Here is a 25,684-nt window from a genome sequence, read left to right on the forward strand (position 1 = left end):
TTTCTGCATGGTCAAGTATGCAGGAAGGAATCGATTCGGTCAACGGCTGTGTTTAGCGTGTCAGGATCTTGGACTAAGGCAAAGCGCACATATCCTTCTCCTGCTGGACCAAAACCGGCTCCTGGTGAGGCAGCGACACCCGTTTGAAGGACGAGCTGCTTACAGAATTCGACTGATTGTTGTTGCCAAGGTTCCGGTAAAGGTGCCCAAATGTACATGGTGGCCGTGGGTTTGGGGATGACCCAACCTATCTTGGCTAGGGCCGTGACAAAAACATCGCGACGTTTTTGAAAAATGGATAAGGTCTGTTGCAGTTCAGCATCACTTGTCTTGAGAGCCGTAACGGCACCATTTAAAATGCCCAGATATTGGTTGAAATCGACAATGGCTTTAATTTTTCTCAAACTGGTAATGAGGTCGGCATTGCCAACGGCAAACCCAATTCGAAAGCCTCCCATGCTGTAGGACTTGGAAAACGTAAAAAATTCGATGGAGCACTGCCGATGGCGATCGGCTTGCAGGATCGACGGCATTTTTTGCTCCGAGAAGACAAAGTCAACGTAGGGGAAGTCGTGAACGAGGACTAAGTCATGGTCTTGGCAAAATTGAACGGCTTCCTGGAAGAAAGACAGGGGTGCGATCGCAGTAGTGGGATTGTGGGGATAGCTGAGCACCATCATCCGGGCCTTCTGTCGCACCTCAGTTGGGATCTCGCTAAATACTGGAAGAAATTGATTTTCAGCTAATAGGGGCATGCCATACATTTCCCCGCCTGCTAGATAGACCCCGCCCGCGTGGGAGGGATAGCCCGGATCTTGCAGTAAGGCAATATCACCAGGATTGAGAATGGCAAGGGGTAAATGAGCCGTTCCTTCTTGGGATCCAATTAGAGGCAATACCTCCGTTTCTGGATCGACGGATAGCCCAAACCGCTGCTCATACCAGGCCGCGACTGCCTCTCGAAAAGAGCGGGTGCCATGAAAGAGCAAATACCCATGGGTCGATGGGTCTTGTAATGACTGGCTAATCGTCTCCAAAATCGGCGCAGCAACAGGCAAATCTGAAGATCCCAAGGACAAGTCAATCAAAGATTGACCGGTATCAAGGGCTTGGCGCTTAGCCTGATCCATGTCCGCAAAGACATTGGCTTGGAATCGTTGAATGCGATCGGCAAATTTCATCCGCTAAAACATTGCAGATCTAAGACAACCTTAGATCTGCCCAAAATGAGGTTAACTGATGACTAGCTTCCGGGGTAATCCGTTGGTATGGGACGCTTGTCAGTTCCCCAATCCAGTCGATTACGAGAACTTAAGCTGCTTACCTGCTGGAAGCCGTTCGTCATTCGCTCAGTCTATTGAGTATCAGCCCAGTCTACAAGCCCTGATTTAGATTTGATCCAGCTTGTTCCGCAGTTCTTCAAGTTCCGCATCCACGGGGGTTTGTTGCTGGGGAGTATCCACAGGTTCGGTTGTAGAGGCAGGTAAAGCTTCTGGTGCTGCAGGCGTCCCTTCTAAGGCAGGTGGTTCTGCAAGTTGCGCTTTTAACATGGCCAATTCTGAATCCACGTCACTACCAGCTTCTAAACTGGCAAACTGACTATCTAAGGTATCCCCTGCTAACTCGGCGATTGCCTCAGACTGGGCCTCCATTTCCATGACTTTCTCTTCCATACGCTCAAAAGCACCAATGGCTCCTGAGGTATCCACTCTACCCATGGCTTTGTTGATCTGCTCGCTTGCTTTGGCCGCCCGGGCACGCGCTTTGAGCATCTCTTTCTTGGTCTTGGCTTCGGCAATTTTGCTTTCTAAAGCAGTCATGTTGCGCTTTAGGGTCGCCACTTGATTGGTGGATTGATCCAGCTGAGATTTGAGGCTGTTGGCCGTATCTGTGAATGTTTGCTTGCGAGATAGGGCTTCGCGGGCCAAATTCTCATCGCCTTTTTGGAGGGCAAGCTGGGCGCGACGATACCATTCGGAAGACTGAGTCTGGGCCTGATTATATTGCTGTTCAACCCGCTTTTGGGCTGCGATGGACTGGGCAACAGCTTGACGCAATTGCACTAAGTCTTCTCGCATATCCTCAACGGTTTGCTCCAGGATTTTTTCTGGATCTTCGGCAGAGCTGACAACTGCATTGAGGTTTGAACGAACAACCCGACTAACGCGGTCAAATAATCCCATGACTCGGTTTTTCCTTAAAACAATAAACTTCTATGACAATCCCTGGTTTTAGACTAGCGAAGCTTTAGGTTAGCGAGGAGATCTATCCCAAGGCTGTTGCCTGTTTGAGTGGATCGATCTGCTTTTTACATGTTACTTGGCTTCCTTGTTCATTGAGGCGAAATAAGCAGGCTTGTTATAAATCCAAATGAGTTTGCCTGGATGATCAGTCTAAGTTTACCCACTTCAGATACTCACCAAAGCAATATTGGATGAGAAACTCAATTATCCCTTCATGATTACCTGCAGAAAGGCTACATTCTTTCGATAGATCACCCTTTGCATTCTAGCAATTTCATCTTGAATAACGGTTTAAGTTAGGCACTATACTGCTGTTGCCATGACTCCTGCAATCTTTAAAAACAACCTTCCTGCAAAGATTGTGAGTGCTAGGCTTGAGCTATTGAACCGTCAGAAAGCCCTCGTTTAAGATCAAGACGATGATGCTCTTTATGGTGTCTTTAACACTGCCTCAGATATCTTGAGTATTCTCGATGTGTGACTTTGTATAGATTGATAGAGCTAAATGGATCAAGCCATTAGAATGATTGCCCAATCAGCCAGTGGTCGTTTAATTGCTTCTGGTCAATTTTTGAACCTGGGAAAAACGCAACGAGTTACAGTCTCGCTCAATGGTACTTCTCTAACCTGGTATCAGGTGATTGACCATTGGCAACAGGAGTCGGATTTTCGTTCGCTGATCACTCAAGTTTTACGAGATAGCCCCTATTCAGCATTCTTTTGGGAAACGCCACCTCTCACGCCTGCTAGTCTCCATCAGCCTTGGGAATTTGTTGTGGTGAATGCTCCAAGTTTGGCCAAGGTCTCGCCTAATCCCCAACCGTTTGCCCAGTATTTAGAGCGAGGAGACGACCCCATTCAGGTGTTTGCCAATTTAGGGGGAGATGCGATGTTGATTGCTCCCCGTGTCCTGGGTCCTTTGCCCACCTATACGCATTTAGCAAACTTTGTTCGTCAGGGGCCACCTGAGCAAGTGGATGACATGTGGCAGGTTTTAGGAAGTACCCTGCAACAACTGATCGGTGATGAACTGAATTCCCGTACAGCTCCTTTGTGGGTAAGTACGTCGGGTCTGGGAGTTTACTGGCTCCATCTGCGGTTAGATGGTTTTCCGAAGTATTATACCCATCGTCCCTACCGCACTGCCTGAAAAAGTACATCGAAATACCCCAACCTTGGGGTTAAGAAACTTTGTCAGGCCCATTTTCGGAAAAATGAGTGGTCTTCCCAAGTGGCTTGAGTTCGTTTTTCAATGTTGGCTAGGGTAGCCACATCAAATTCTTGGAACGCTTGTGCAGTTTGTACATTCGCGGTCAGTTGTTCTACCGTCTCTGCCGCGATGATACAGGTATGCACGCCGGGTTGAGATAAGGAATAGCCCATGGCTTCTGACATGCCTGCCAACACGCCGGGACGCAAGAGCTTGCCATAAGCTGGGACTTTCATGGCTATCACTCCTACCTGCTGCTGGCGAGCAACGGGTAATACGGATGAGATAAAGGGACGAGGATGGTGCACATCGGCAGCGTTGATGGGAATTAACGTGGTGTCAAACGGGTAGCGGTTTAAACCTTCAATGATGATCTGAGGTTCATGGTGGCCCGTAATGCCTGTGAACTTGATAATGCCTTGGGACTTGGCTTCTTCCATCGCCTTGATGGCCCCATTCGCACTGAAAAGGGTTTCGATTTCCTCGGCAAAAGACACATGGTGTAATTGCCACAGATCTAAGTAATCAGTATTGAGGCGTTTGAGGGACCGTTCTAATTCCCGCCATGCGCCATCGCGATCGCGTTGAGCTGTTTTACTCGCTAAAAAGATCTGAGAACGATATTGCGGCAAGACTTTTCCCAAATAATCTTCACTAGGACCGTAACTGGCTGCCGTATCAAAATAGCGAATTCCCAAGTCCCACGCCTGCTGAATCATGTCTACAGACTCTTTTTCAGCGCCGGGCCGGGATAATGGCGTTTGGCCTGCGCCTCCTAAACCTAAAATGGGCAATTCTATACCTGTTTTTCCTAGAACTTTTTTAGGTATAGATGAATTTTTAGGTGCAGAAGAGGGAGGGATGGAGGCTGAGCGGCGGTCTTTATGCAGCAATATGCTGCCCAGTAGACCCCCTGTCGCTGCGAGACTACTCAGTAGAAAGGTGCGTCGTTGCGTTTTTGGGCTCATCGTTCTCTCCTGATAATAAGGAGCTACCGATCCACCACAGGAATATAGGGCTGATCATGTTGTCCCATATAGATTTGGGAAGGACGGTAGATCCGGTTGGTATCGAGCTGTTCTTTCCAGTGGGCCAGCCATCCGGCGACCCGAGCAATGGCAAAAAGAGAGGTAAAAATATCGGCGGGAAACCCTAGTTGTCTAAAGATTAACCCAGAATAGAATTCCACATTGGCATGAATTTGACGATCGCCAAGCCGTTCTTCGACGGCTTTTTCTAAGGCGAGGGCAATACCGTAGTAGCGATCGCATCCATAGTTTTCAGACAACTGTTCAGCTAACCCCTGCATAATCTGGGCGCGAGGATCTTTAACCTTATAAATTCGATGGCCAAACCCCATGATTCGACGACCTTGGGCCAATTGCTGATCCAAATAGGGCTTCACATTCTCAACGGAGCCAATATCCGTGAGCATTTGCATCACTTCTTCGTTCGCACCCCCATGGAGTCGGCCACCTAAAGTACCCATGGCTGAGGCGACTACTGCATAGGGGTCTGTTAGGGTTGATGCCGTGACTCTAGCCGAAAAGGTCGAGGCATTCATGGTGTGTTCGGCATGCAGAATCAAACACTGATCGAAAATATGGGCTTTTTGCGGATCCGGTTCTTGCTCGCTGAGAAGATATAAGAAATTAGCGGCGTAATTCAGATCATCCCGGGGACGGAGAGGATCGTTACCCTTACGAATATGTTCAAAGGCCGCGACGGCAGTGGGAATTTTGGCTAAGAGCCGCACCACCGCTCTGCGAATATAGGCTGGATCGTTAAAGGCGCGACGGGAATGGTACAGCCCTAACGCTGCTACCGTAGCTTGTATTGCGTCTAGGGGATGACCTCGCTCAGGGAAGCATTTCATCATATCCACTAGACGGTATTTAATGCGGCGATGGTGGATGACTTCGTACTGAAACAGGCTCAAATCTTCAGGAGTGGGCAGATGGCCCCAAATTAACAAGAATGCGGTTTCCAGAAAATTGCTGTGTTCTGCTAGCTCGGTAATGGGAATGCCGCGATATTCCAGTTGCCCCGCCTGACCATCCACATAGCTGACTCGGGACTGGGCGGCTGGAATTCCACCTAAGCCAGGCACATAATCACAAGTTGTCATCTGCTTTGCTCCGGTGGGAATAGTATCGTCCTGCTGTCGATAAAATCGTTCTCTCATCCATTGGACAGGCTCTGTTTGTACCTGTCAATTAGAGGATCTGGCCGTTATCCAGATAGGAGAAAACACGGCACAACTTTGACTAATGATGGCGATCAGGGCGGACGATGGGAATCGAACCCACGAATGGTGGAACCACAATCCACTGCCTTAACCACTTGGCTACGCCCGCCATTGCGTATTTGAATATAGCATTTAGACCTTAGATCGATCCAGGTTTCTGGCAATCGATGTAAAAATTCCCCATTATGACGATGAACCTGATGGTAATTGGTAATCGACTCCTAGAGGAGATTGGCTTGATATGAAGGAATGGTGTAGTTCTTCCTGGTTCTATTGGACTAACCTTGTAGCAGAAACTGGCCGACGGGGCTTAAAGTGCTTGGTCGGGTCCATCAAATATGCTTCGCCATGTAATGCTGCGTATATGTGAGTTCCACCTCCAGGGTTTTGAGAGGTTAACTGCGTTGATCCAAACTATGAATCGCAACGCAGTCTAATGATGAGCTAAACGTATGGTTGGCAATGACTGATTTTAATCTTTACCAAATGTGTGCCATAACATTTTGCGATGAACAACAAGACAGCAAGGCATTCTGAATGTTGTATGACGGTGTCAAAATATTTATGCCAATTTGGCAACATGATTTTATTCTTCCTTCCTATAGTAATTTCAGTAACGAGCTAATCAAGGTTTTCTCCTTCAGCTTGAAATAAGCATGAAACTGTTAATTTATTGCTCAGGATTTTTGGATATATGCCACAGATTTCAGCAATAAAATTAGGTTTTAAGTTTGATTTTAAGTTTTAGGAAAAAATTAAAGAAACTGGGTTATATATCTAGCTTTCTGATAAAGACTAGCTCAATAAATACAAGAGGAATAGATTGATGATTATCTCTGATTTGAATTACTGTGAAGCTGTTACTGAAGGTCTTGACAAAGTTGCTGGCGGGAGTTTCAGCAAAAAAGTTCACTTAAAATTCGTAGTCATTAAAACTTTTGGTAAGCCTGTAGGTAACATCGCTAAAGCTGGTGCAACTGCAGATGCTATTGGTCCAGGCTCTTTTAGTGAGGCCACTACTACTACTACTACTGTTGCTGGGTATGGCTCTTCATCCGCTGCTAGCTCAACTTCTGTTTCCTAGGATAAGCAAAACTTAACTATAAGTTTTGACTGACACAGTGATCTGTGAAATGAGTTGCTGGAGGCTAGGCTACTAGATTACTTTCAGCAACTCATTTTCAATTAATTCAGTGAATAATAAGTTTTAAGATAAGTAGGTCAAGCTTGATTATAAATGGGTAAATTTATGCAGCTAAATTTCATTTCTAGATCTAATATATGTCATGCATTAGCAATGTTTATATACTGAAATATAGTTGAGCTTCCATACCCTCACCTATTTACACTTAATTGCGTAGTGAAAATTAGTATATATACTTCTGGTTAAAAGCGTCTATTTTTCATGGCTAAGTATATTGTCTAAAGTAAGTAGATTACTTTGTAAGAAATTGATTAATAGTGTTGATGTATGATTAAATCTATGCAATTGCAAGAAATGTTAGAGAGCATGAGTAACAGCTCTAGTATTTCTTCCTCAACAGCTGAGTCAAAAAGCAATGGTGTTGTTAGCCGTGCGTCTGCTAAAGCCACTTCATTTAAAGCAGGAAGTAAGCCTAGTTGCTCAGAATCGTTTAGTGAAAAAAATTCTCAATCTAGTTGTGCTAGTGCGTCTTCAACAACAAAAATCTCTGAAATTAATGTCCAAACAGATACTTTGTGCTCATAGGTATTTTTGTGATTTAAAATTGTAGTGCTTAAAAAAATAAAACTTGAGTTTCTAATTTAAAATATTCTTAGATAAAACTAGTAATTCATGCTCTTTGTTTGACGTTGGAGCTTATCTTATATGATACAAACTTAAGCTATAAAAAACATAGGGATTGAGAAGCATTGTTCAAAGTTTATATCTAGCTCGCTTAGATAAAGTAACTATTTTAAAATACTGAAATTGATCTCGGTTTTGAACTAAATAGCATATATAATTTTTGATCTGAGAATATCTTTATTTAAAAGATTTATAAAAAATGTATTGTATAATATACTTGAGTTCTTAATGGCATCAAAAACTTTTGATGATAAATGTCTTGAATCTATCTAAAAGATTTTTCTTTGATGTTCTTTTTGATAGAGAGTTGATTTTTTGAGATTTTATTGAGTTGATAAAACTGAACTTGTCCGATTCTTTATCTAATATCAATTTTTTAACTTCAAATCTATAAATATTAGATCCTTTGCAAGGATCTAATATCTGAGATAAGAACTTTTTTAAGCTGTGTTCCAAATAAAGTATTTTACATGATTTAGATTTATGCGAAGACTTAACTTAAGCAGAATTAGATTTACCAATCGTGCAGATAGAGTTGACCCTGGAGTCACGATTTTTAACCCTAAAAATTCCTTTGTTAAAACCCTAAGAGGACGTGACTCCTTGATAGGGACTTCTTCTCTAAATGGTGATTTTGGCTTTGGTGTTTTGGTTGGGGTAGGAGCGCAAGATTTTGGCTCGCTTGCTTCATCGACTGAGTTTGAGGCTAACTTTAGGCTTCGAACTCAGGGAATTAATAACAAAGGTACGATTGAAACGAATAGCGGCCAGGATGTAATCAAAGGTACTGCTTCAGCAAATCTATCCGTTTCAACCAATACAGTAGCGGAAGCAATAGCCGTTGCTAAATTTGTTGATACAAGCGTCATCACTCAAGTCCTAGCATCTTTGGGGGTTGAGGCGAGTGTTATCGGTATCAATAATTCGAAGGCAACTATTAAGACGGGCCTTGGAAGCGATGCCGTTGCTGGCCAAACTGAGGGCAGCATTTCTGCTACAGCAACAGCCTCTGTAGATGCATCAGCCATTGTCGAAGCGATTGCTGGTGCCCCTATTTCTGATGAGTTAATCGCATTTGCGAATGCCATTGCTACAAGTTTAACGGCTGCGTCTATCACGGCCACTGGGATTAAAAACAAGAAAGGACTGCTTTCTACTGGATCAGGTAGAGATAAGCTTACTGCTACTGCAACTACGCAATCTGGCACTTTTGCCGGTACGTCTAGTTCTACTTTTTCTAGTGCACCCCCTGAGAATCAAGCATTGGCTTTAGCCGTGGCGGAGGCGGTTGCGGTGGCTTCTGATATTGCGATCGCAATCGATAATACAGGCGGCAAAATTACCACAGGGAATGGGGCTGATACGATAATTGCCACTGCGGAAGCGACTGGTAAAGCCTTTGGAATTATCAATACTGGTGGTGTGATTAATACTGGACAAGGGGCTGATCAGATTATTGTTCAGGCTACAGGGGAAGAAGCCTATGGTCTTTATGGTGGAAGAGTAAATTTGGGTGCAGGAAAAGATTTATTAACCGGTACCTTTGGTGGCGGTGTGGTTGTCAATGCAGGGAGAGGCAACGATTTTATTGATGGTAGTGCTGGTGATTTTGGGAACGCCACATTAAGAGGTGGAAGAGGTCAAGACACCCTCAGTCTTGCGAGTAGCCTTGCAGATTTTTCAGATATCAGTATTGGTGCAAATACTCAAGTTACATTCAATCTTGACGGTATGACGCTTGTTACTACGGGATTTGAAGAATTTATTTTAGCGGGTGAAACTTATACTCTCGCTGGGCTTGCAAGCAATCTGCCATAATATTTCAAGCTAAATAGAGTAAGTGAGAACGCCAAAGATGTTGCTAGAAATGTCTTAGTCTCCTTAGCTCATATTCTCCGCTAGAAATTTTTAATCTATTTTGGATAATCGGGTTTCAGCACAACTACCTATTCCTTTCAGATTGAAATAAGGCATAGCTTGTATTAATACTAGTGAAAACTTAGTCGTAGAATATCCAAGGGTGCTATTAACAATGGCACCCTTGGATCTAGTGTTGGGATTTGATGAATAACGCTTTCCAAGAATCTTGTTTAATAAAACAATAAGTTGTTCGCTTGATATAGATTTCGTAGACCGTTTACTGAATATAGTTTTCAGGGGACGATGCTTTCAGTAATTCTGAGAGAACTATCTTCAAATTTTTTAGCTTAAGCAAACTGATATTAGGTTAGATCAGTACATGGTATGTCCGTGAGCGATTAAGCCTTACGCATGTTTTATAGCTATGGAATAATGGCTTTAGAGAAGATATATACAAGTATTTAGCAAAAAAATCAGAAAAATTTTCTATTTGAAATTTCCTACTGAATGATGACTATAGACTTTCGCGGAATTCCAATTGAGATAGCTGAGATGCTAGAAGCACTCAAGCAAAATATGAGTCTAGTAGAGGTCTGCGAGCAAATTCTTAAACAAAAAATTATTCTTCAAACAGCTGATTCTCAAAATATTACGGTTACACCTGAAGAAATTCAAAATGAAGTAGATGAAATTCGCCGTAATAAGCATTTGGAGAAGGCATCTGATACGATGGCTTGGCTCAATGAGCAAATGATTACCCCAGATGAATGGGAAATTGTAATTCAGAATCATGTGCTTACCAAAAAATTGGCTAAACATCTATTTGAAGAGCAAGTAGAACCTTTTTTCGCTGAAAGACGGTTAAATTTTGATCGTTTTGTGGTCTATCAAATTAGTCTTGACTGCCAAAATCTTGCTCAAGAGCTATTTTATCAAATTGAAGAAGAAGAAATTAGTTTTTACGAAGCTGCACGACTTTATAACCTTGATGAGAGCGCTCGCTATTTGTGTGGTTATACCGGTCAGAAAAACCGTTTAAGTTTTTCCCCCGATATCGCTGCGGCTATCTTTCAAGATCCCTTGCCAATAGGGATTCTAATAGGCCCACTTCAGACAGAAGATGTGTATCATCTTTTAAGAATTGAGGAACATATTCCTGTAGAGTTAACGCCTGAGTTGAGGCAAGAAATACTTCATAGTTTGTTTGATGAATGGATCAATAAAGAAATTGAGTACGTTATTAATATGAAAGGATAAAAATTCTGTTAGATATATCAGTTCATCTTTTTAATTCTCTTACAGCTCTAGTTGTTGCTGAGCTAAGTAAAAATAGAGCCCTTGCTTTTTGATTAGCTCTTCGTGAGTGCCTTTCTCAACGAGTATTCCTTTATCTAGCACAATGATGCAGTCAGCATTGCGTACAGTTGAAAGTCGGTGGGCAATAATAAAAGTTGTCCGTTCTCGCGTTAAATGCTTTAAATTTTCCTGAAATCTTCGTTCTGATTCAGTGTCCAGGGAACTGGTAGCCTCATCAAAGATGAGTATGGGGGGCCTTTCAAGTAAGGCCCTGGCAATGGCAATCCTCTGTCTTTGCCCCCCGGAAAGATTAGTACCCCACTCACCGACTTTGGTGCTGTACCCGAGTGGAAAAGATTGAATAAAAGCATGCGCTTCTGCCAGCTTAGCAGTTTCAATAACCTGCTCTAGACTAATCTTCGGTTGATGGAGCGTGATATTTTCTTGGATTGTTCCTGAAAATAAAAAGCATTCTTGTTGAACAACTCCAAGTTGGGAACGGAGTGATTGAAGCGATAAATGATTAAGATCGTGTCCATCTATCGAAATTTGGCCACTGGTAGGCTGGTAAAGCCCTTGAAGTAACTTGACTAAAGTACTTTTGCCAGAGCCACTACGCCCAACTATTGCTAGAGTTTGACCTTTGTTAACCTCAAAAGAGATATTTTGGATAGCATTTCGCTCTTCTTCTGACTCATAGCGGAAGGTGACATTCTCGAATCGAATATTACCCTCAATATTGGGTAAATTAACAGAAGACTTTTGAGATGCTTCCTCTGGTTGATAATCAAAAATATCATTGAGTCTTTCGACAGATATTAAGACTTCTTGTAATTCGTCCCATAATCCGACTAAAGCAATAATAGGACTGATAACATTGCCTTTCATCATATTAAAAGCAACATATTGACCAACCGTGAGTTGATCTTGAATAACTAAAGTTGCTCCAAACCAAAGTAGAGCAGTTCCGCCAATAGTGTTAATTAGGCTACTCAATATACCTAGATTAATAGCAAGTTTTTGCCCTTTAAATTGTATATTGAGTTGATGAGTTAATTTATCTTCCCAACGCCACCGGAACTCTTGTTCTACAGCAACAGATTTAACAGTAGAAATACCGGAGAGCATTTCTACTAAAGTTGAGTTCTCATCGGCAGTAGCATTAAACTGCTCTCGAGATACTTTGCGAAGCAAAGGAGTTGAAACTAATGTCAGTATGATGATTGGGGGAATAATTGCTAATACTAATAATGTAAGTTGCCAGTTATAGTACAGCATCAAGCATAAATAAATGATCCCCGTCACTACATCTAGCCAGGCTAGTAATACCTGTCCTATTAAAAATTGCTGAATCTTTTCATTCTCTTGAACTCTTGTGATGATATCTCCGACTCTGCGTGATTCAAAAAATTTGATAGGTAAATTGAGAGTATGTCGGATTAAACCGCTAATCATTGTCAAATCTAATCGATTAGCGAAATAGTTTAAGAGATATGTGCGAACTGCACTTAGCCCCATACCTGCGATGCCGAATAGCAAAGCACCGATGATCATCACATTGAGAGTTGTTTGGCTCTTACTAACGACTATTTGGTCAAGAATTATTTGAGTAAATAGCGGTGAAATAATGCCAAAAATTTGAATTAAGATAGACGCTAAGATGATTTGCAGTCCTAAAGAGCGATACGGTAAAAGTAGATTGAAAAATCTACCTAAAGAGCGCTTTTCACCAGGAACTGCATATAATTGTTCAGTTGGGTCTAGAAGAAGCGCAAAACCAGTCCAGCTCGCTAAAAATTTTCGGCGTGATATTTGGTATTTACCTTTTGCTGGGTCAGCAACTAAAACCTTGTCTCCTTTAACCCAGTAAACAACAATAAAGTGGTCTCCTTCCCAATGTGCAATCCACGGATTAGCTTCATCGGCTAAACGATTTAAACTGGCTCGTACAGGTCGGGCATGGTAACCAAGAGATTCTGCGGTACCCGCTAAATTTTTAAGTGAAGTACCTGAACGCCATACACCGGTTATTTCTCGTAACCAACTGAGACTAAACCGTTTGCCCCAGTACTGACTAATCATGGCCAGACAAGCAACCCCACAGTCAGACGAACTTTGCTGCTCGATAAATGGATATGTGTTCCATAGAGTGCGACGAGGTTTTAGCGGTTTAGGGAAATCAATCTGTTGTGGATGCTCTATGTTCTGCGAAATGGAAGATGGATTGGACTGACCCTTTCTAACTCTCTGAGGGGTAGACCGAACCAAATTTCGCTTCCAGGATTTAGTGCGTTCGGTGTTGTAAATTCTACGAGGGTTAGCATTTAGTGCTGTGGTGGGTGATGGACGGCCTTCTTGCACTAGCAAGGACAATTGAGGCGCAATGGTGGTGGCAGCCTCCCAATTTTCTTTTGGTAATTGGTATATCAATAATTCAGTTTTGCTAGAGTTACTGACCTCAGTCGTGTCAGGATACCCCCAAGTAAATCCAGGGTGAGATTCTTGATCCTGAATCTGACCTTGCAGTAGCCAAAAACGACCCAAGTCAGCGGGCGCTAATTCAGTAACAGGTGTACCAGGGAGGATTTTCTTCTCTACGATATATACACAAAATTTTTCTAACTTATGGGTTGGCAGTCTATTTAAGCTTGTAAGGGTTTTAAAGAAAATTAGACATTGACGATCTTGAATAGTTGTAGCCAAATGACCTTGTAGACTTGGTAACTGTGCTAAAAAAGGTTGCAGTACCTTAAAAGAAATCTTTGCAATCTGTGCTTCACTCGCAGCGAATGCTTGGTAAGGTAGACTGGCCTCACGGTAATTTGAGTCACCTCCAAAAAAAACACCCTCTTCCAATAATTGAATGGATAAATTTTGAGCTTTTTCGGAGACAGCACTTACAAGCCTAATTTTCCCCTGAGTTATCAGATATAAATCTTGGTAATTATCCTTTATTTGAGTAGTGAATTCATCGATGTCGTAAACAGCATCTCCAAGTTGTAGATCAAGTATCTCAAATTGAGCACTTAGTTCACTGATAACAGTATCTGAGTGCGATATGTTACATATTTTAGATAATAGACTGGGAAGCTTAGATAGTTCTACTGGAATTTGAAAAGGGTGGTTGTTATCTGAAATTCTTAAATTATCCATCTGAATTTAGATTCGTGTTATTCAGTTTTTTGTGCTAAAGGTTTGGATTACTGCTCTTTTTATTCCACATAGAAAGATAGTTTTTGGCTAGCCAGTTATTGCTTGTGCCACCTGTTACCTGAGTCGATTTTTCTCGAACCTCTTCTAGGTATTCGAGATCTTGCATGTATCTGGGTGAGTTTGACGGGGTTATAAGTGAATTGGGTTCAAAGTCTTTACAGCTCGCTTTGTCTTTAGATGTTTGATAACTCAGTAGGCTTTCTTTTTTGATTAATCTGTTGTAGGTGCGATAAGGAATATAGTGAAGTGGGTTATATCCCAGAAAACGCAGCATTAAGACGCAAGCCCAAGAATATTTCCCCATTAGTATGGCTTCAATCACTTGATTGAATTGTTCGTAGGTGATTTGTTTATCAAAATCAGTCCCAGAGTGAGTAGATAAGTTATGATTCATTCTATTAATCCAATTTTTTGATAAAGCGATGCTGTAATTAAAGCTGTATGATGCTATGCGTACTTATTCGTAGATAAGTAGTTTAATTTATGGTGCATTTTGATGGGTTATGAGCCTATTTGTTTTGCTTCTAATTTTTAAAAAGTTTATTGTTTTATATTGATGCTTTTTATGAAAAATTGAACTTGAAATAAAATAAAAACCTTTTAGCATGATTTTTTGCTTTCTCTTGATATTATTTCCTGTGATCTGTAGATGGATATTTGAATTTTATAAATTAGGATGAAAACCACTCGAAGACTGTTCAGTAGCCGGAGATGACTGAAAGAAGATGATGTATTCTATTCATTGATTAAGAGATGAGAATTCAAGCAATGTTATTTTTTCGTATTGCCACTCTTCAGTTGCTTGATTGGATCTAATAAAACATCGATAATACGACGCTGACGGATAACAATATTAGCTGTTGCCGATTGGCCAGGTCTAAATTTAATTCTCTTGTTATTATCTACGATGTGATGACGCTCTAATTCAACTTCAACTTGGTAAACATTTCCTAGCTTCGGATCATATTTTGAGTCTGATGAAATTGAAGATACCTTACCTGGTACTACCCCATAATCTTGATATGAATAGGCATCAAATTTGACTTTCGCTGGCTGATCCTTTTTTATAAAGCCTGCTTCCTTATTGGGTAAAACTGCAGAAATTATTAAAGGAGTGTTGTGAGGTGCAATTTCAGCTACAGTTTGCCCTGAATTGACTACCTTACCTTCATTCTTTAAATTAAATGATAAAACAACACCATCAATAGGTGCTTTAAAGAGCTTTTGGTCTAGAGTCGCTTTGGCTTTGAGCATCTGATTCTTGGTTTCAGATACTTTAGTTTTTGCCTGGGTGGTTTCTAGTTTAAGCTGGTCAATTTTTTGGTATGCTTCTAGCTTTAGTCGAGTTCTTTCCGCTTTATTCCGATTTAACTCTGCCTTTAGTTGTTCAACTTGTCGATAAGCAGAATAGAGCTCTCCTTGATCTTGTGTCATTTTTGCAGCAAGAGTTCGCATCGATTGCTCATTTTGAAAGATTTGCTGGCTGACACTAGTAATGTCTTGTAATTTACTTTCTGTGATCTGACTCTGAACTTGACTAAGATTTTGATTGGCCTGGAAGACTAACTCGCTAGAGATAGCACCTTGCTTTTTCAAAGACTTTAATTTTTTCACACGACCTTGATTGGATTTGAGGTCTAGCTCTAATTGCTTTACTCGGGATCTTGATAAGTTTGACAAGAGTTTTAAGCGTTTATGCCTGGCATTGTAAGCATTAAGCTCTTGCTTTTGTTGTATTAGCAACTGAAGTAGAGTATCTGCCCTATCTTCAGCTGATTTTATGGCAGACTCTTGACCCAAATTCTCTGAGGTAGAAATTCGTTGATGAGTTTGAGCTTCTAAGTAAACTTTATTGAGTAGAGATTGTTTTTGCTTTAGCTCTTGTTGGTAGCTAGACAGCATTTGTTCTAATCGCTTGACTTCTTTTTTATCTAAAGAAGTATCTAGTTCAGCAATGACTTGTCCAGCCGCAACAGTTTCTCCTTCTTTAACCGCAATTCTGCTGACCTTCCCGATAGCAACAGATTCAACCTTATATGTCTCACCTTTTGGGACTAGCTTTCCTTTTGCCGTCCCTATATCTTCTATTTTTCCTAGCCAAGCCCAGCCGAGAAAAGCAAGTAAGAATACTAATCCGCTCGAAATAATTCGGAGAGGCATCTCTGCCGGAGGCTGATCTAGGAGTGATTGTAATGATGCAGACCAATCAATAATGTCATTGTTTTTATATACAAAATTTTGTATTTTAGGCTGATTTAAGCTTGATCTTTGATCGTTTTTTTTGCCTAATTCTTGATCAGAAATAGTCAAAACCTTTGCCCCCAAAACCTTTTTGTAAAAAATATTCTACTTTATCGCAGATTATTGGTCAAAACATTTTTATTTTAGACAGAAAATGATTTAGATGCATCAAAAATTTAATATTTTCTTATTTTTTGAGTGGATTTCTTTTCAAACAAAGATATTTTCATATACAAAAAACTTCTAATGAATCTGATGTGATTAGATTGAGAAGTTCGAGATTAAGAATAGCCCTAAAATGATTCCCTTTGTTGGTTAGGGATACGTGATTACCAATAAAGGCAACCTTTTACTAGGCTTGATACTTTTGCCATCAGAGGATGAAATGTTATTATCCACCCTTGGATATAAATAATTAGGCAGCACTATTTGACAATCCCTATAGTTTTCTGGAAAAGCCTTGGAAAACTTATAAGCACTGTCAATTCACACGTTGAATTCGATATCTCTATATTATTTAGAGCTAATGCATGTTGTAGTACCTAACTAGATGACTTAGAACAATATCCTCTAGATGCTTCAATCAATCTTATTCACATATTCCATGGCTATACACCATTCCTATATGTCTAGAAAAGGTGGCCCTAGCCATTTATCTTTAGTTCTGAACACTTCCATCTCTCTTCACTATTTTTGTGAAAAGCTGAACAAATAGTTCTTTGGCCGTTGGCTTGGGGAATTTATTCGAATGTAGTAGACGTAGAAAATCTATAAGTTTAAGAATAGTCTAATGTAGAAAATTCTTGGTTCATATATCAAACAAACTAAAAAAACATTCTATCTAGATTGCTTGTGAACTTATAGATTAACCATATTTCGACTAGATTGGATTGATTTTTTGGCGTTGGTAAACACATTTTGAATTTACCTTTTGTTTGAGCAATTGAATAGTTTTTCTTTACAAAAGTTATCTAGGTTATTTTATGTTTTATTGATGTCATATATTTTTTTATGACTTTAAATGACAGGTAGTTATTATTCTTTTTTTAACGTATATTGAAAAATATTTATACCTTTTGTATCGTAAAATAAGAATTTTGTAAAATGAAATTGATGAAGCCTGGCAACTTCTTGACTACTCAGCGCTTAGATTCTATAGGTGACAGTAGTTTTAGGAGATTAAAAAAAATTGTATGAGGTAATAGTTTAAAGCTAAAGCCATTATTTTAAGAGGATTATTTTATCGAAGCCCATACTGATTTAAATCAAATGCTTCATAAAGAAGAGTGCAAATAACGTAATGTTCAACCTCAAAAAGGAATAAAAGGATATAGGCTGATTCGTTGTATCAGATTAGCTAAACTGTTGATTTTGCCATGAGATTATAATTTTATCGATAAATAATTCTCAATGGTAACTCTTGTGAAGACTATATAAATTAAGCTAGGTGTATTGATAACTATGGATGATGCGTTTACTTCATGCAGCCATGATAAATAGACGCTTGGCGGTAGATTGATCATTTATCTAATTATTGATTAAGGCTCTCTTAGACAGGCTTCAACTGAAGAGAGCATTTTAATATCAGTAATATTGGATGCTTGAACTAAAGAAAGGGTAGATTCAATATATATTTAACTCTTACTGATACTAGTCTTGATTTTAGTAGTAAAAACTATCTCTATTATTTATGCCCACTTAAGGCCAATAATTCAGTAGATAACTTAAAATATTGCTTGGCTCTGTTGGCTATAAACTTTATTCGCTTGATGCTTGCTTCAGTAAATAAATCTGGATAATGGAATTATGTAATCCTGTCTCAGTTTGCTTTTTGAGTATTATAACCTCTGGTTAAAAAATGAGTTAAGACTAGTAAGAATGAATTTTTTTTCTCCCAGGGAACACGATGCCCAGCATTTAAAATAATGCGATGATTGATTGATAAACAATGACGATCTAGCTTTTGGCCAATTTGGCAATAATGCATGTCTTCTGACCCTGATATATACAAAATTGGTGCGTTGAGAGTTTGTAAATTTGGGAGGAGATTGCTTTGGTGTCCCTTGGAGAAGATCTGAAATATCTGTGAGAGTTTAATGCGAGAAAAATCTTTTTCTAAGACTGAATAGGTAGGCTGGCGTCCACAGAATACGGAGAGTGAATTCCACTCCTGCATCAGGTTTTCCCACTTATCATGCAGAAATTTGTTGCTCCAAGCTTTATCTCTTTGGAGACAGCGGTTGCGATCGCACTCTGATTCCAACCCCGAGTCAGCACTGATAATGATCGCTCCTTGCCATAATTCAGGTCGATGTAGCAGCGCATGAAAAGCTAACCGACCGCCCAAGGAATAACCCAGTAAGAAACGAGACTTAAAGTGATGGGTGTGAACGCGTTGACAAAATAGAGCTGCCCATTCCTCTAAAGAGTCTCCTGGACTGGTCCATAGATCTTCCAAGAAAATGGATAGGTTGAGCTTGGGCCTGACCGCTTGATGAAGTTGCGTTGTGATGGGGTGCCATACTTTAGGGGTTTGGAGATTGCCATGAATCATCCATAACCCAACATCAGACGGCACAATAGATTTTGGTGACATGATGCTCAGTATATGATTTCACTTAGCTAATAGAAGGGGCGCTGTCAAGACGCACAGGCTGGCCCTAGGATAGATGCTCGATTCAATGTCTACACTGCACCTGTTTGGAATTCGCCATCATGGACCTGGTTCAGCTCGGAGTTTGCGACAGAGCTTAGAAAACCTAGAGCCTGATTTGATTTTGGTAGAGGGGCCACCGGATGCGGCTGGCGTGATTGAGCAGGTCGTTAGCCCGGACATGAGTCCTCCTGTGGCTATTTTGATTTATGCACCGGAGCAACCTCAACAGGCCGTTTATTATCCCTTTGCGGTTTTTTCACCCGAATGGCAGGCGTTAGATTATGGTTTCCAACACCAGGTCCCGGTGCAGTGGATGGACTTGCCCCAGACGCATCAACTGGCCTTGCGACAGCAGCTCGATCAACAGTATGAACCGCCTGAGGTAGAGGGCGATGCTGGGAATGTGTCTCCTGAATCGTCTCTACCCGAAATTCGGCAGGATCCGCTGTTTTGGTTAGCCCAAGCGGCTGGATTTAATGATAGTGAACGCTGGTGGGAGCGGATGGTAGAACAGAGATCTGAAACCACCGATCTATTTCCTGCCATTGTAGAAGCGATGTCAGCACTGCGATTAGAGATGGAAAAGGATCATCCGCTAGATCTCAACAACAATCGGGATTATCGAGAAGCCTTACGAGAAGCCTACATGCGGCAAACCATCCGCAAAGCGAAGAAGGCAGGGTATGAAAAAATAGCGATTGTTTGTGGGGCTTGGCATACGCCTGCTTTAGTGGAACCTTTCCCGCCTGCTAAGCAGGATGCAGCTTTACTAAAAGGCTTACCTAAACTGAAAGTAACTTCAACCTGGATTCCCTGGACCTATGAGCGGCTGGCAGATCGCAGCGGCTATGGAGCAGGGATTGCTTCGCCGGGCTGGTATCACCACCTATGGACGGCATTGGATCAACCCACGGTTCGCTGGCTCACCCATGTTGCCCGCTTGTTGCGGCAGGCGGATGTCGATGCCTCTTCGGCTAGTGTGATTGAAGCGGTGCGGCTGGCCAATTCCCTAGCTGCACTGCGAGATTGTCCGACCCCCGGATTGTCTGAATTAAACGAAGCGGCCAAGACGGTCCTCTGCTTTGGGGAGGAACTGCCGTTGCAGCTGATTCATGAACGATTGATAATTAGCGATCGCATGGGGCAAGTTCCAGACGATACGCCGATGGTGCCTTTGCAGGTGGATTTGCAGCGTTGGCAGAAGAAGCTGCGCCTTAAACCTTCGGTTACGCCCAAAGAGCTGTCTCTGGATTTGCGAAAGCCGAATGATTTGTTGCGATCGCAACTTTTGCATCGCCTCAATTTATTAGGGATTCCCTGGGGCCGCCCTACCTTTAGTCGAGGTAAAGGAACTTTTAAAGAAGCCTGGATATTGGAGTGGCAGCCTGAGTTTGAAATTGCCTTGATTGAAGCGGGTCAGTGGGGCAATACGATTGAGGCTGCCACGACCGCCTATACCTGTGATCTGGCGAATAATGCCGCAAATCTGCCGATACTAACCGAGCTATTGGATCAGGTTCTCTTGGCCGATCTCCCGGACGCGATTACCCAACTCATGGCTCGTTTGCAGGCAGAAGCAGCGGTTGCCAGTGATGTGGTGCATCTGATGTCGGCCTTACCGCCCTTGGCCCAAATCTTGCGGTATCGGGATGTGCGTCAAACGGATACAGAGGTTGTCGCCCATGTGGTGGATGGCCTAGTCACTCGCATCTGTATTGGCTTACCAGGGGCTTGCGCGTCTCTGGATGATGACGCGGCAGCCATGATGGATAAACAAATTATGGCGACCCATAGTGCCATTAATTTGTTGCAAAATCAGGACCATCAACAGATGTGGTGGATGGTGTTAAAACAACTGGTGAATCGAGAAAGTTTACATGGATTGCTGAGTGGTCGTTCCTGTCGGTTATTGCTGGATGGAGGACAGTTTGAACCATCAAGAGCGGCCCAACAGTTGAGTTTGGCGTTATCCCTAGCGACGGACCCGACCCAAGCTGCTGCCTGGATTGAAGGCTTCCTCAAGGGTAGTGGCCTGTTGTTACTCCACGATCAGGAGATTTGGCAGGTCCTGGATCAGTGGGTTTGCGAATTGGCACCAGATACCTTTGTGACGCTGTTACCGTTGTTGCGGCGGACCTTCTCAACTTTTCCGGTAGCAGAACGGCGGCAGATGGGCGAGCGAGTCACGCAAGGAGTTGTGGAGACTGGCTTACAGGGCTGGGACTCGGAGGTATTGGATTGCGATCTCGCTGAAACGGTTTTGCCACTTGTAGCAAAGCTCTTGGGGTTTTCGTTGTAACTTTTTATATTGATTGAATAAAAGTAGCCTTCAAATATTTAACGAAAATCAATGTCGTGGTATAGAAAATATCTTTAATAAGATAAACCATGATAATTTCTAAGGCATTAGCATGGTTTGGTTTTTTGGGTGATTCATCACCTTATATGCGTGTTAACTATTTTTAGCATAATGAAAAAAAATAAAAGCACTTCTCTCTCTAGCAATCCTCGCGAAGGATCTCTCAGGAAAAAATTACAACATAAGATAATTCTCAATCTTATGCAATTACCAGCATATGAGTTTAGTAAAGAACAAAAAGAGATTTTTAAGCAGAGTTTATGTTTTGATATTCAACAGAATATAAAAGACTCTGACGAGAGAGAGGATTGGCATCCTTATAACGATGAATTTCAGGATCTACCTACTTTAGAATCTAATAGACAACAGAAGTTCGTAAAAATAATACTCACTATGATGCCTAAGAAGGATTTATTCATACTACTAGTATCGTGTGTATCTTTTGTTGGTGTTTTATTAAAAAAAGTAACTCCTGTTATTCCTAATCAAATTATTGCCATTTTTCTTATTTCTTTTTATGCTTCATATCCTTTTGCTGTTGATAGGATAATATCTTTTCGACGAAAATATATTAATACAAATCGAAAAAGAAAAAAGATATTGGAAAAAGTAGATGGCTATATATATTTATCCGAAAATTATCTACATGGAGACGAAATTAACAAAAAAGCTAATTTAATTTCCGAAAAAATTATTAAAGATGACATTGCAGATTTGGATTATCGATTGAAAGAATTTAATATTCTTCGAGTTTTTATGCCCAGCTTTTTATGTATATTATTTTTGTATTTTATAGATGATAATAGTTGGAGTCATATTTTGAAATTCATAGAGGTGATTGTAGAATTTGTAGGTGCTGGCAACTTTTCTGTTGTCAGTGACTTGAATAAAGAACGTTTATTAATATTTTTCTTGTTTCCAATTCTTACAGCACTTTTAAGGGATTTATTTATTTCATCTTTGCGGAAAGATAATCGAATTTTTCGACAGTCTTTAGTAATCCTGAAGATGTGTAGACCTATTGCATAATACAGTTGCCGATATGGTGGATGACTAAAAAATTAAGTTAGATCTCGGCATAAATTGAGTGAGTAACACATCATGAAACAAATATTGCAAGAGGCGGATGAGATTGTCTTTAAAACAGTGAACTTATCTCCTATTCATAAAGATCCCTTTGATCGACTCATTATTGCCACTGCCCTTGTATGTAATGCAAAATTGGCAAGTATTGATAGTTACTTCTCAAAGTATCCTGAATTAACAGAACTTCTAATAGCAAAAGAGATTTGATCGATCTTGTTCGCAGGAATTCTACTTTATGATTACTTTGAGAATTCTGTATCCCTGCAACCCTCTTGAACCCCAAGAACCCGATCAGCCATTCAAAGATGAATTTCTGGCTGTCCAACAGTTGGGAATCCCTGTTTCGCTATTTGCCTATGATGATTTGAGTTTTGGAGACTTTAAGCCTCGGCCCCGTATTGATTCTGGTGAAACAGTTTTATATCGCGGCTGGATGTTTAATCTCACTGCCTATCAGATCTTTACAGACTTTATCGGTAAGAGCGCTGGGATTCCAGTGACCTCAGCCGCAGATTATGCCCTTTGCCACCATCTCAATCAGTGGTATTCAGCCTGTGCTGATCTCACCCCGGAAACCGTGTTTCTGGAAACAGGCTCCAACTATCTGGAGCAAATTTCAAATTTGAACTGGGACGCTTACTTAATCAAAGACTTTGTAAAATCCAACACCGATGCCCAAGGGTCCATTGCTCGTACCCCTAAACAAGCCGTCAACATTATCAACCTGATTGAACAGTATCGGGGCGAACTGGAAGGAGGGGTTGCTGTTCGCAGAGTTGAGCAATTTCAGCCCCAATCAGAGCAGAGATATTTTGTGGTCCATGGCACTGCTTATTCCCCAACTGCGGCTGTAACAGCCATCGTTGAAACCGTAAATCAAAGAATAGAGGCCCCTTTCTACTCTGTTGATGTTGCTCAAACGTTAACTGGCCAAGAGCGGATCGTAGAGCTAGGAGATGGCCAAGTCTCAGAATGCAAAACATGGCCCCTCGACCGATTTGTCAAAATGCTTACGCAGCTAGCCTAGCGAAACACGATTGGCTTGCTTTTTCGTCTTCACTTAAGCGATTCTCTGCTCTTACCCACCCTAGGATTCAAACTGATGCCTGACTCCTCACTACACCTACTTTCTGCTTTTACCACTGATCCAAAAGGGGGGAACCCTGCCGGGGTGTGGATTGGCGATACTCTGCCATCCCCAGAAACCATGCAGCGCATCGCGGCGGAAGTAGGCTTCTCTGAGACAGCATTTGTAGCGCCACAAACTGGGTTTGAGCGAACAGTTCGTTATTACAGCCCGGAAGTCGAAGTGCCCTTTTGTGGACATGCCACAGTGGCGACTGGAGTGGTTCTAGGTGAATTGAGTGGTGAGGGAACGTATAAATTAGCAACGACTGTGGGGGAAGTCCCTGTGGCTGTTAGTGTCCAAGAGGGGCAATGGCAAGCGGCTTTAACGTCCGTAGAACCCACCCATACCCTAGCCTCGGATGCATTAGTGTCTAATGTTTTGTCTGCATTAGATTGGCAGTTGGATGAGCTAGATCTATCTATCCCACCGGCTCGGGCTTATGCCGGGGCATGGCATTTGGTCTTGGCAGTCTCCAAGTCTGAGCGACTGGCTCATTTGGATTACGATTTTGACCAACTCAAAGCCTTAATGCAGCAGGATGGCCTGTTAACGTTACAGCTAATTTGGCGAGAAAGTCCTAGCGTTTTTCATTCCCGTAATCCCTTTCCGGTGGGTGGTGTGGTGGAAGATCCGGCAACGGGAGCTGCAGCCGCCGCTTTAGGAGGATATCTACGAGATGCCCAGTTAAATTCTGTCCCCCATCAGATTATGATTCGCCAAGGAGAAGCGATGGGTCGATCCAGTCGGCTGATGGTAGATATTCCCGTGAGTGGTGGGATTGTTGTGAGCGGAATGGCAGTACGCCTTTAAGTTAGCCCCGTTTGAAGAGAAGGCGTAGCGGTTCCAAAGGTTGCACAGCAACACGGTGACTCAGTCGAACATCATTGATTTGTAAAGGTTGCACAGCCTGAAATATCTGCTGTTACCATCCCTGATGTTGGAGGCTATGGGGTTGATGACGATACCCACCTTTTTGAATCGGCTGTTGTTACTCACCAGGCTTGAGCGCCTAATCAGCAAACTGGCGAAATTGTGTTGAAAGTTCATTAGCGATAGAGCACTGGAGGTACGGTTTGGGTTACCTGCTGTAGAACCTCAATATATTGTCCGCAAACCCTTGACCAAGTATATTGTTCAGTCACCCAGGCATAAGCACTGTTCGAGAGACTGGGCAGCTTACTGACTAGAACGTCATCAATGGTCTGGGCAAACTGGTGGGCATTGAGGGGCGCTACCTTAAATCCATTGCAACCGTTTTGCACCACATCTTGTAGTCCTTCTAGATCAGAGGCAACGATGGGGGTTCTGGCTTCATTAGCCTCTAATATAACGACTCCAAACCCTTCCATATCCCCTGCAACTGGGATATTGGGCATGACGAACAAATCGGCTGCATCATAGGCATGCTGCAATATCTCCGCTGACGTTTGCCCTGCGATGATGATCTGTTCAGGGTAGGGAGACTGGGCGCGGAGGTGTTGTAATCGCTGAGTTTCTGGCCCTTGACCAATCATTAAGTAAACAATGGGCTGTTGAATTTTGGGTAATACATGCTGCAAAAACCAGGCATGTCCCTTGCGTTTGACTTGCCGCCCCACACTGAGCAATAACTTTTTGCCCTCTAAGTGGATCTGAAAAACGGATTCCAGTACTTCCCGAGACCCTGGTTGGTGGTAGGCACGAGGTTGGATATTCAGGGCATTTGGCAAAACGTAGCTTTTGGTGGGATGTAAGCCTCGCTCTAGGCTGGCGACCTGAGTGGCTGCAGACACCGAAATCACCCCTTGCAAATGATGAAAGACCTTAGGTACCCATTGCTGATAAAGACGAACGGGTAAAGTCACGTCTTGGCCATGGTTAATGGTCACCATCGGTACAGCTACCCTGGATCTCATCAAGGGGGCCAGGGCTGCTGTCACCATCGAAGAGAACAAGACCACATCCGCATGCTGCTCCTGAATAATGCGGGGCAAGGTCCCCAATAGCTTGATCAAAAAGCCCAAGGTTCTCAGTTCTGTCCCCTGCCAAGGCGACTCCACTACCAAGGGAAATACGGAGATATCCGTTCGCCTTTGCAGATGCTCTAACAACTGCAAACTGACGGTCTGCATTCCCCCAATATTTTCCAAGTTGGCATGGGCGGGTGGATGGAGATGAGAGATATAGATAATGTTGAGGGATGTGTTTGCTGATCCAGGAATAGGAGCAGTCAGTGCAGGTCCCAAGGACGGTCTTTGGGGTTTAATCACACACATCGAACAGCGGACAGCGTATTCAGCAATACCATCCACGGATAATACTATGGATTGTCATGA

The 25,684-nt window shown here is 42.2% G+C and carries 19 protein-coding genes, 1 tRNA gene and 1 pseudogene; 11 read left to right on the forward strand and 10 right to left on the reverse strand.

Features of this window, described 5'->3' with window-relative positions:
- Positions 1 to 11 precede the first annotated feature (11 nt).
- Entirely contained in the window at positions 12 to 1,181 is a 1,170-nt protein-coding gene (locus AM1_RS18135; RefSeq protein ID WP_012164337.1) for an LL-diaminopimelate aminotransferase, read from the reverse strand.
- A 58-nt stretch (positions 1,182 to 1,239) separates the two neighbouring features.
- On the opposite strand from AM1_RS18135, the gene AM1_RS42205 reads away from it, so the two are divergent.
- The gene (locus tag AM1_RS42205; RefSeq protein WP_012164338.1) at positions 1,240 to 1,392 is read left to right on the forward strand and encodes a hypothetical protein; all 153 of its coding nucleotides are present in this window, start codon (positions 1,240 to 1,242) and stop codon (positions 1,390 to 1,392) included.
- Here AM1_RS42205 and AM1_RS18140 read toward each other — a convergent pair.
- Positions 1,389 to 2,183, reverse strand: a complete 795-nt coding sequence (locus AM1_RS18140) for a PspA/IM30 family protein (RefSeq protein WP_012164339.1) — start codon at positions 2,181 to 2,183, stop codon at positions 1,389 to 1,391. The genes AM1_RS42205 and AM1_RS18140 overlap by 4 nt on opposite strands.
- Before the next feature lie 565 nt (positions 2,184 to 2,748).
- On the opposite strand from AM1_RS18140, the gene AM1_RS18145 reads away from it, so the two are divergent.
- Positions 2,749 to 3,393, forward strand: coding sequence for a DUF6940 family protein (locus AM1_RS18145; RefSeq protein WP_012164340.1), 645 nt, complete (start codon positions 2,749 to 2,751; stop codon positions 3,391 to 3,393).
- 44 nt (positions 3,394 to 3,437) lie between these two features.
- On the opposite strand, the gene AM1_RS18150 is transcribed toward AM1_RS18145, so the two are convergent.
- From AM1_RS18150 to AM1_RS18160, 3 genes are all read right to left on the reverse strand, one after another.
- Positions 3,438 to 4,421: an aldo/keto reductase gene (locus AM1_RS18150; RefSeq protein WP_012164341.1), complete on the reverse strand. Its 984-nt coding sequence runs from the start codon at positions 4,419 to 4,421 to the stop codon at positions 3,438 to 3,440.
- A 23-nt stretch (positions 4,422 to 4,444) separates the two neighbouring features.
- On the reverse strand, positions 4,445 to 5,581 hold the full coding sequence (locus tag AM1_RS18155) for a citrate synthase (protein WP_041660957.1): 1,137 nt from the start codon (positions 5,579 to 5,581) through the stop codon (positions 4,445 to 4,447).
- A gap of 156 nt (positions 5,582 to 5,737) precedes the next feature.
- Positions 5,738 to 5,810, reverse strand: a tRNA-His gene (locus AM1_RS18160).
- Between the two features lie 717 nt (positions 5,811 to 6,527).
- Between AM1_RS18160 and AM1_RS18165 the strand changes: the two genes are divergently transcribed.
- The 4 genes from AM1_RS18165 (at position 6,528) to AM1_RS18175 (ending at position 10,646) form a co-directional block, all read left to right on the forward strand.
- Positions 6,528 to 6,785 carry a hypothetical protein gene (locus AM1_RS18165; protein WP_012164344.1) on the forward strand — a complete coding sequence of 86 codons (258 nt, stop codon included), beginning with the start codon at positions 6,528 to 6,530 and terminating at the stop codon, positions 6,783 to 6,785.
- Between the two features lie 399 nt (positions 6,786 to 7,184).
- Positions 7,185 to 7,430 carry a hypothetical protein gene (locus AM1_RS38750; RefSeq protein WP_187152889.1) on the forward strand — a complete coding sequence of 82 codons (246 nt, stop codon included), beginning with the start codon at positions 7,185 to 7,187 and terminating at the stop codon, positions 7,428 to 7,430.
- Positions 7,431 to 8,012: 582 nt separating this feature from the next.
- A complete protein-coding gene (locus AM1_RS18170; protein WP_063710530.1) occupies positions 8,013 to 9,347 on the forward strand; it encodes a hypothetical protein in 1,335 nt (444 codons plus the stop codon).
- Positions 9,348 to 9,896: 549 nt separating this feature from the next.
- On the forward strand, positions 9,897 to 10,646 hold the full coding sequence (locus AM1_RS18175) for a peptidylprolyl isomerase (RefSeq protein WP_041659953.1): 750 nt from the start codon (positions 9,897 to 9,899) through the stop codon (positions 10,644 to 10,646).
- Between the two features lie 39 nt (positions 10,647 to 10,685).
- Here AM1_RS18175 and AM1_RS18180 read toward each other — a convergent pair whose 3' ends face one another.
- From AM1_RS18180 to AM1_RS18195, 4 genes are all read right to left on the reverse strand, one after another.
- Positions 10,686 to 13,838 carry a peptidase domain-containing ABC transporter gene (locus tag AM1_RS18180; RefSeq protein ID WP_012164348.1) on the reverse strand — a complete coding sequence of 1,051 codons (3,153 nt, stop codon included), beginning with the start codon at positions 13,836 to 13,838 and terminating at the stop codon, positions 10,686 to 10,688.
- A 34-nt stretch (positions 13,839 to 13,872) separates the two neighbouring features.
- The gene (locus tag AM1_RS18185; RefSeq protein WP_012164349.1) at positions 13,873 to 14,292 is read right to left on the reverse strand and encodes a HetP family heterocyst commitment protein; all 420 of its coding nucleotides are present in this window, start codon (positions 14,290 to 14,292) and stop codon (positions 13,873 to 13,875) included.
- 377 nt (positions 14,293 to 14,669) lie between these two features.
- Positions 14,670 to 16,208 carry an HlyD family efflux transporter periplasmic adaptor subunit gene (locus tag AM1_RS18190; RefSeq protein ID WP_238549007.1) on the reverse strand — a complete coding sequence of 513 codons (1,539 nt, stop codon included), beginning with the start codon at positions 16,206 to 16,208 and terminating at the stop codon, positions 14,670 to 14,672.
- Between the two features lie 1,750 nt (positions 16,209 to 17,958).
- Positions 17,959 to 18,735, reverse strand: coding sequence for a serine aminopeptidase domain-containing protein (locus AM1_RS18195; RefSeq protein WP_012164351.1), 777 nt, complete (start codon positions 18,733 to 18,735; stop codon positions 17,959 to 17,961).
- An 85-nt stretch (positions 18,736 to 18,820) separates the two neighbouring features.
- Between AM1_RS18195 and AM1_RS18200 the strand changes: the two genes are divergently transcribed.
- From AM1_RS18200 to AM1_RS18220, 5 genes and pseudogenes are all read left to right on the forward strand, one after another.
- A complete protein-coding gene (locus AM1_RS18200) occupies positions 18,821 to 21,094 on the forward strand; it encodes a DUF5682 family protein (RefSeq protein ID WP_012164352.1) in 2,274 nt (757 codons plus the stop codon).
- Positions 21,095 to 21,265: 171 nt separating this feature from the next.
- Positions 21,266 to 22,183, forward strand: a complete 918-nt coding sequence (locus AM1_RS18205; protein WP_148215763.1) for a hypothetical protein — start codon at positions 21,266 to 21,268, stop codon at positions 22,181 to 22,183.
- A gap of 99 nt (positions 22,184 to 22,282) precedes the next feature.
- A pseudogene (locus AM1_RS18210) lies at positions 22,283 to 22,447 on the forward strand (PIN domain nuclease); the annotation flags it as partial.
- A 28-nt stretch (positions 22,448 to 22,475) separates the two neighbouring features.
- On the forward strand, positions 22,476 to 23,267 hold the full coding sequence (locus AM1_RS18215; RefSeq protein WP_012164355.1) for an ATP-grasp domain-containing protein: 792 nt from the start codon (positions 22,476 to 22,478) through the stop codon (positions 23,265 to 23,267).
- Between the two features lie 75 nt (positions 23,268 to 23,342).
- Complete coding sequence (locus AM1_RS18220) at positions 23,343 to 24,179, forward strand: PhzF family phenazine biosynthesis protein (RefSeq protein WP_012164356.1); 837 nt, start codon at positions 23,343 to 23,345, stop codon at positions 24,177 to 24,179.
- Between the two features lie 236 nt (positions 24,180 to 24,415).
- Here the strand turns inward: AM1_RS18220 and AM1_RS18225 are convergent, their stop codons facing one another.
- Positions 24,416 to 25,660 carry a glycosyltransferase family 4 protein gene (locus AM1_RS18225; RefSeq protein ID WP_238549008.1) on the reverse strand — a complete coding sequence of 415 codons (1,245 nt, stop codon included), beginning with the start codon at positions 25,658 to 25,660 and terminating at the stop codon, positions 24,416 to 24,418.
- Positions 25,661 to 25,684 lie beyond the last annotated feature (24 nt).

Origin of the sequence: Acaryochloris marina MBIC11017 (genome assembly GCF_000018105.1) — a bacterium.
In the GTDB taxonomy this organism is placed as follows: domain Bacteria; phylum Cyanobacteriota; class Cyanobacteriia; order Thermosynechococcales; family Thermosynechococcaceae; genus Acaryochloris; species Acaryochloris marina.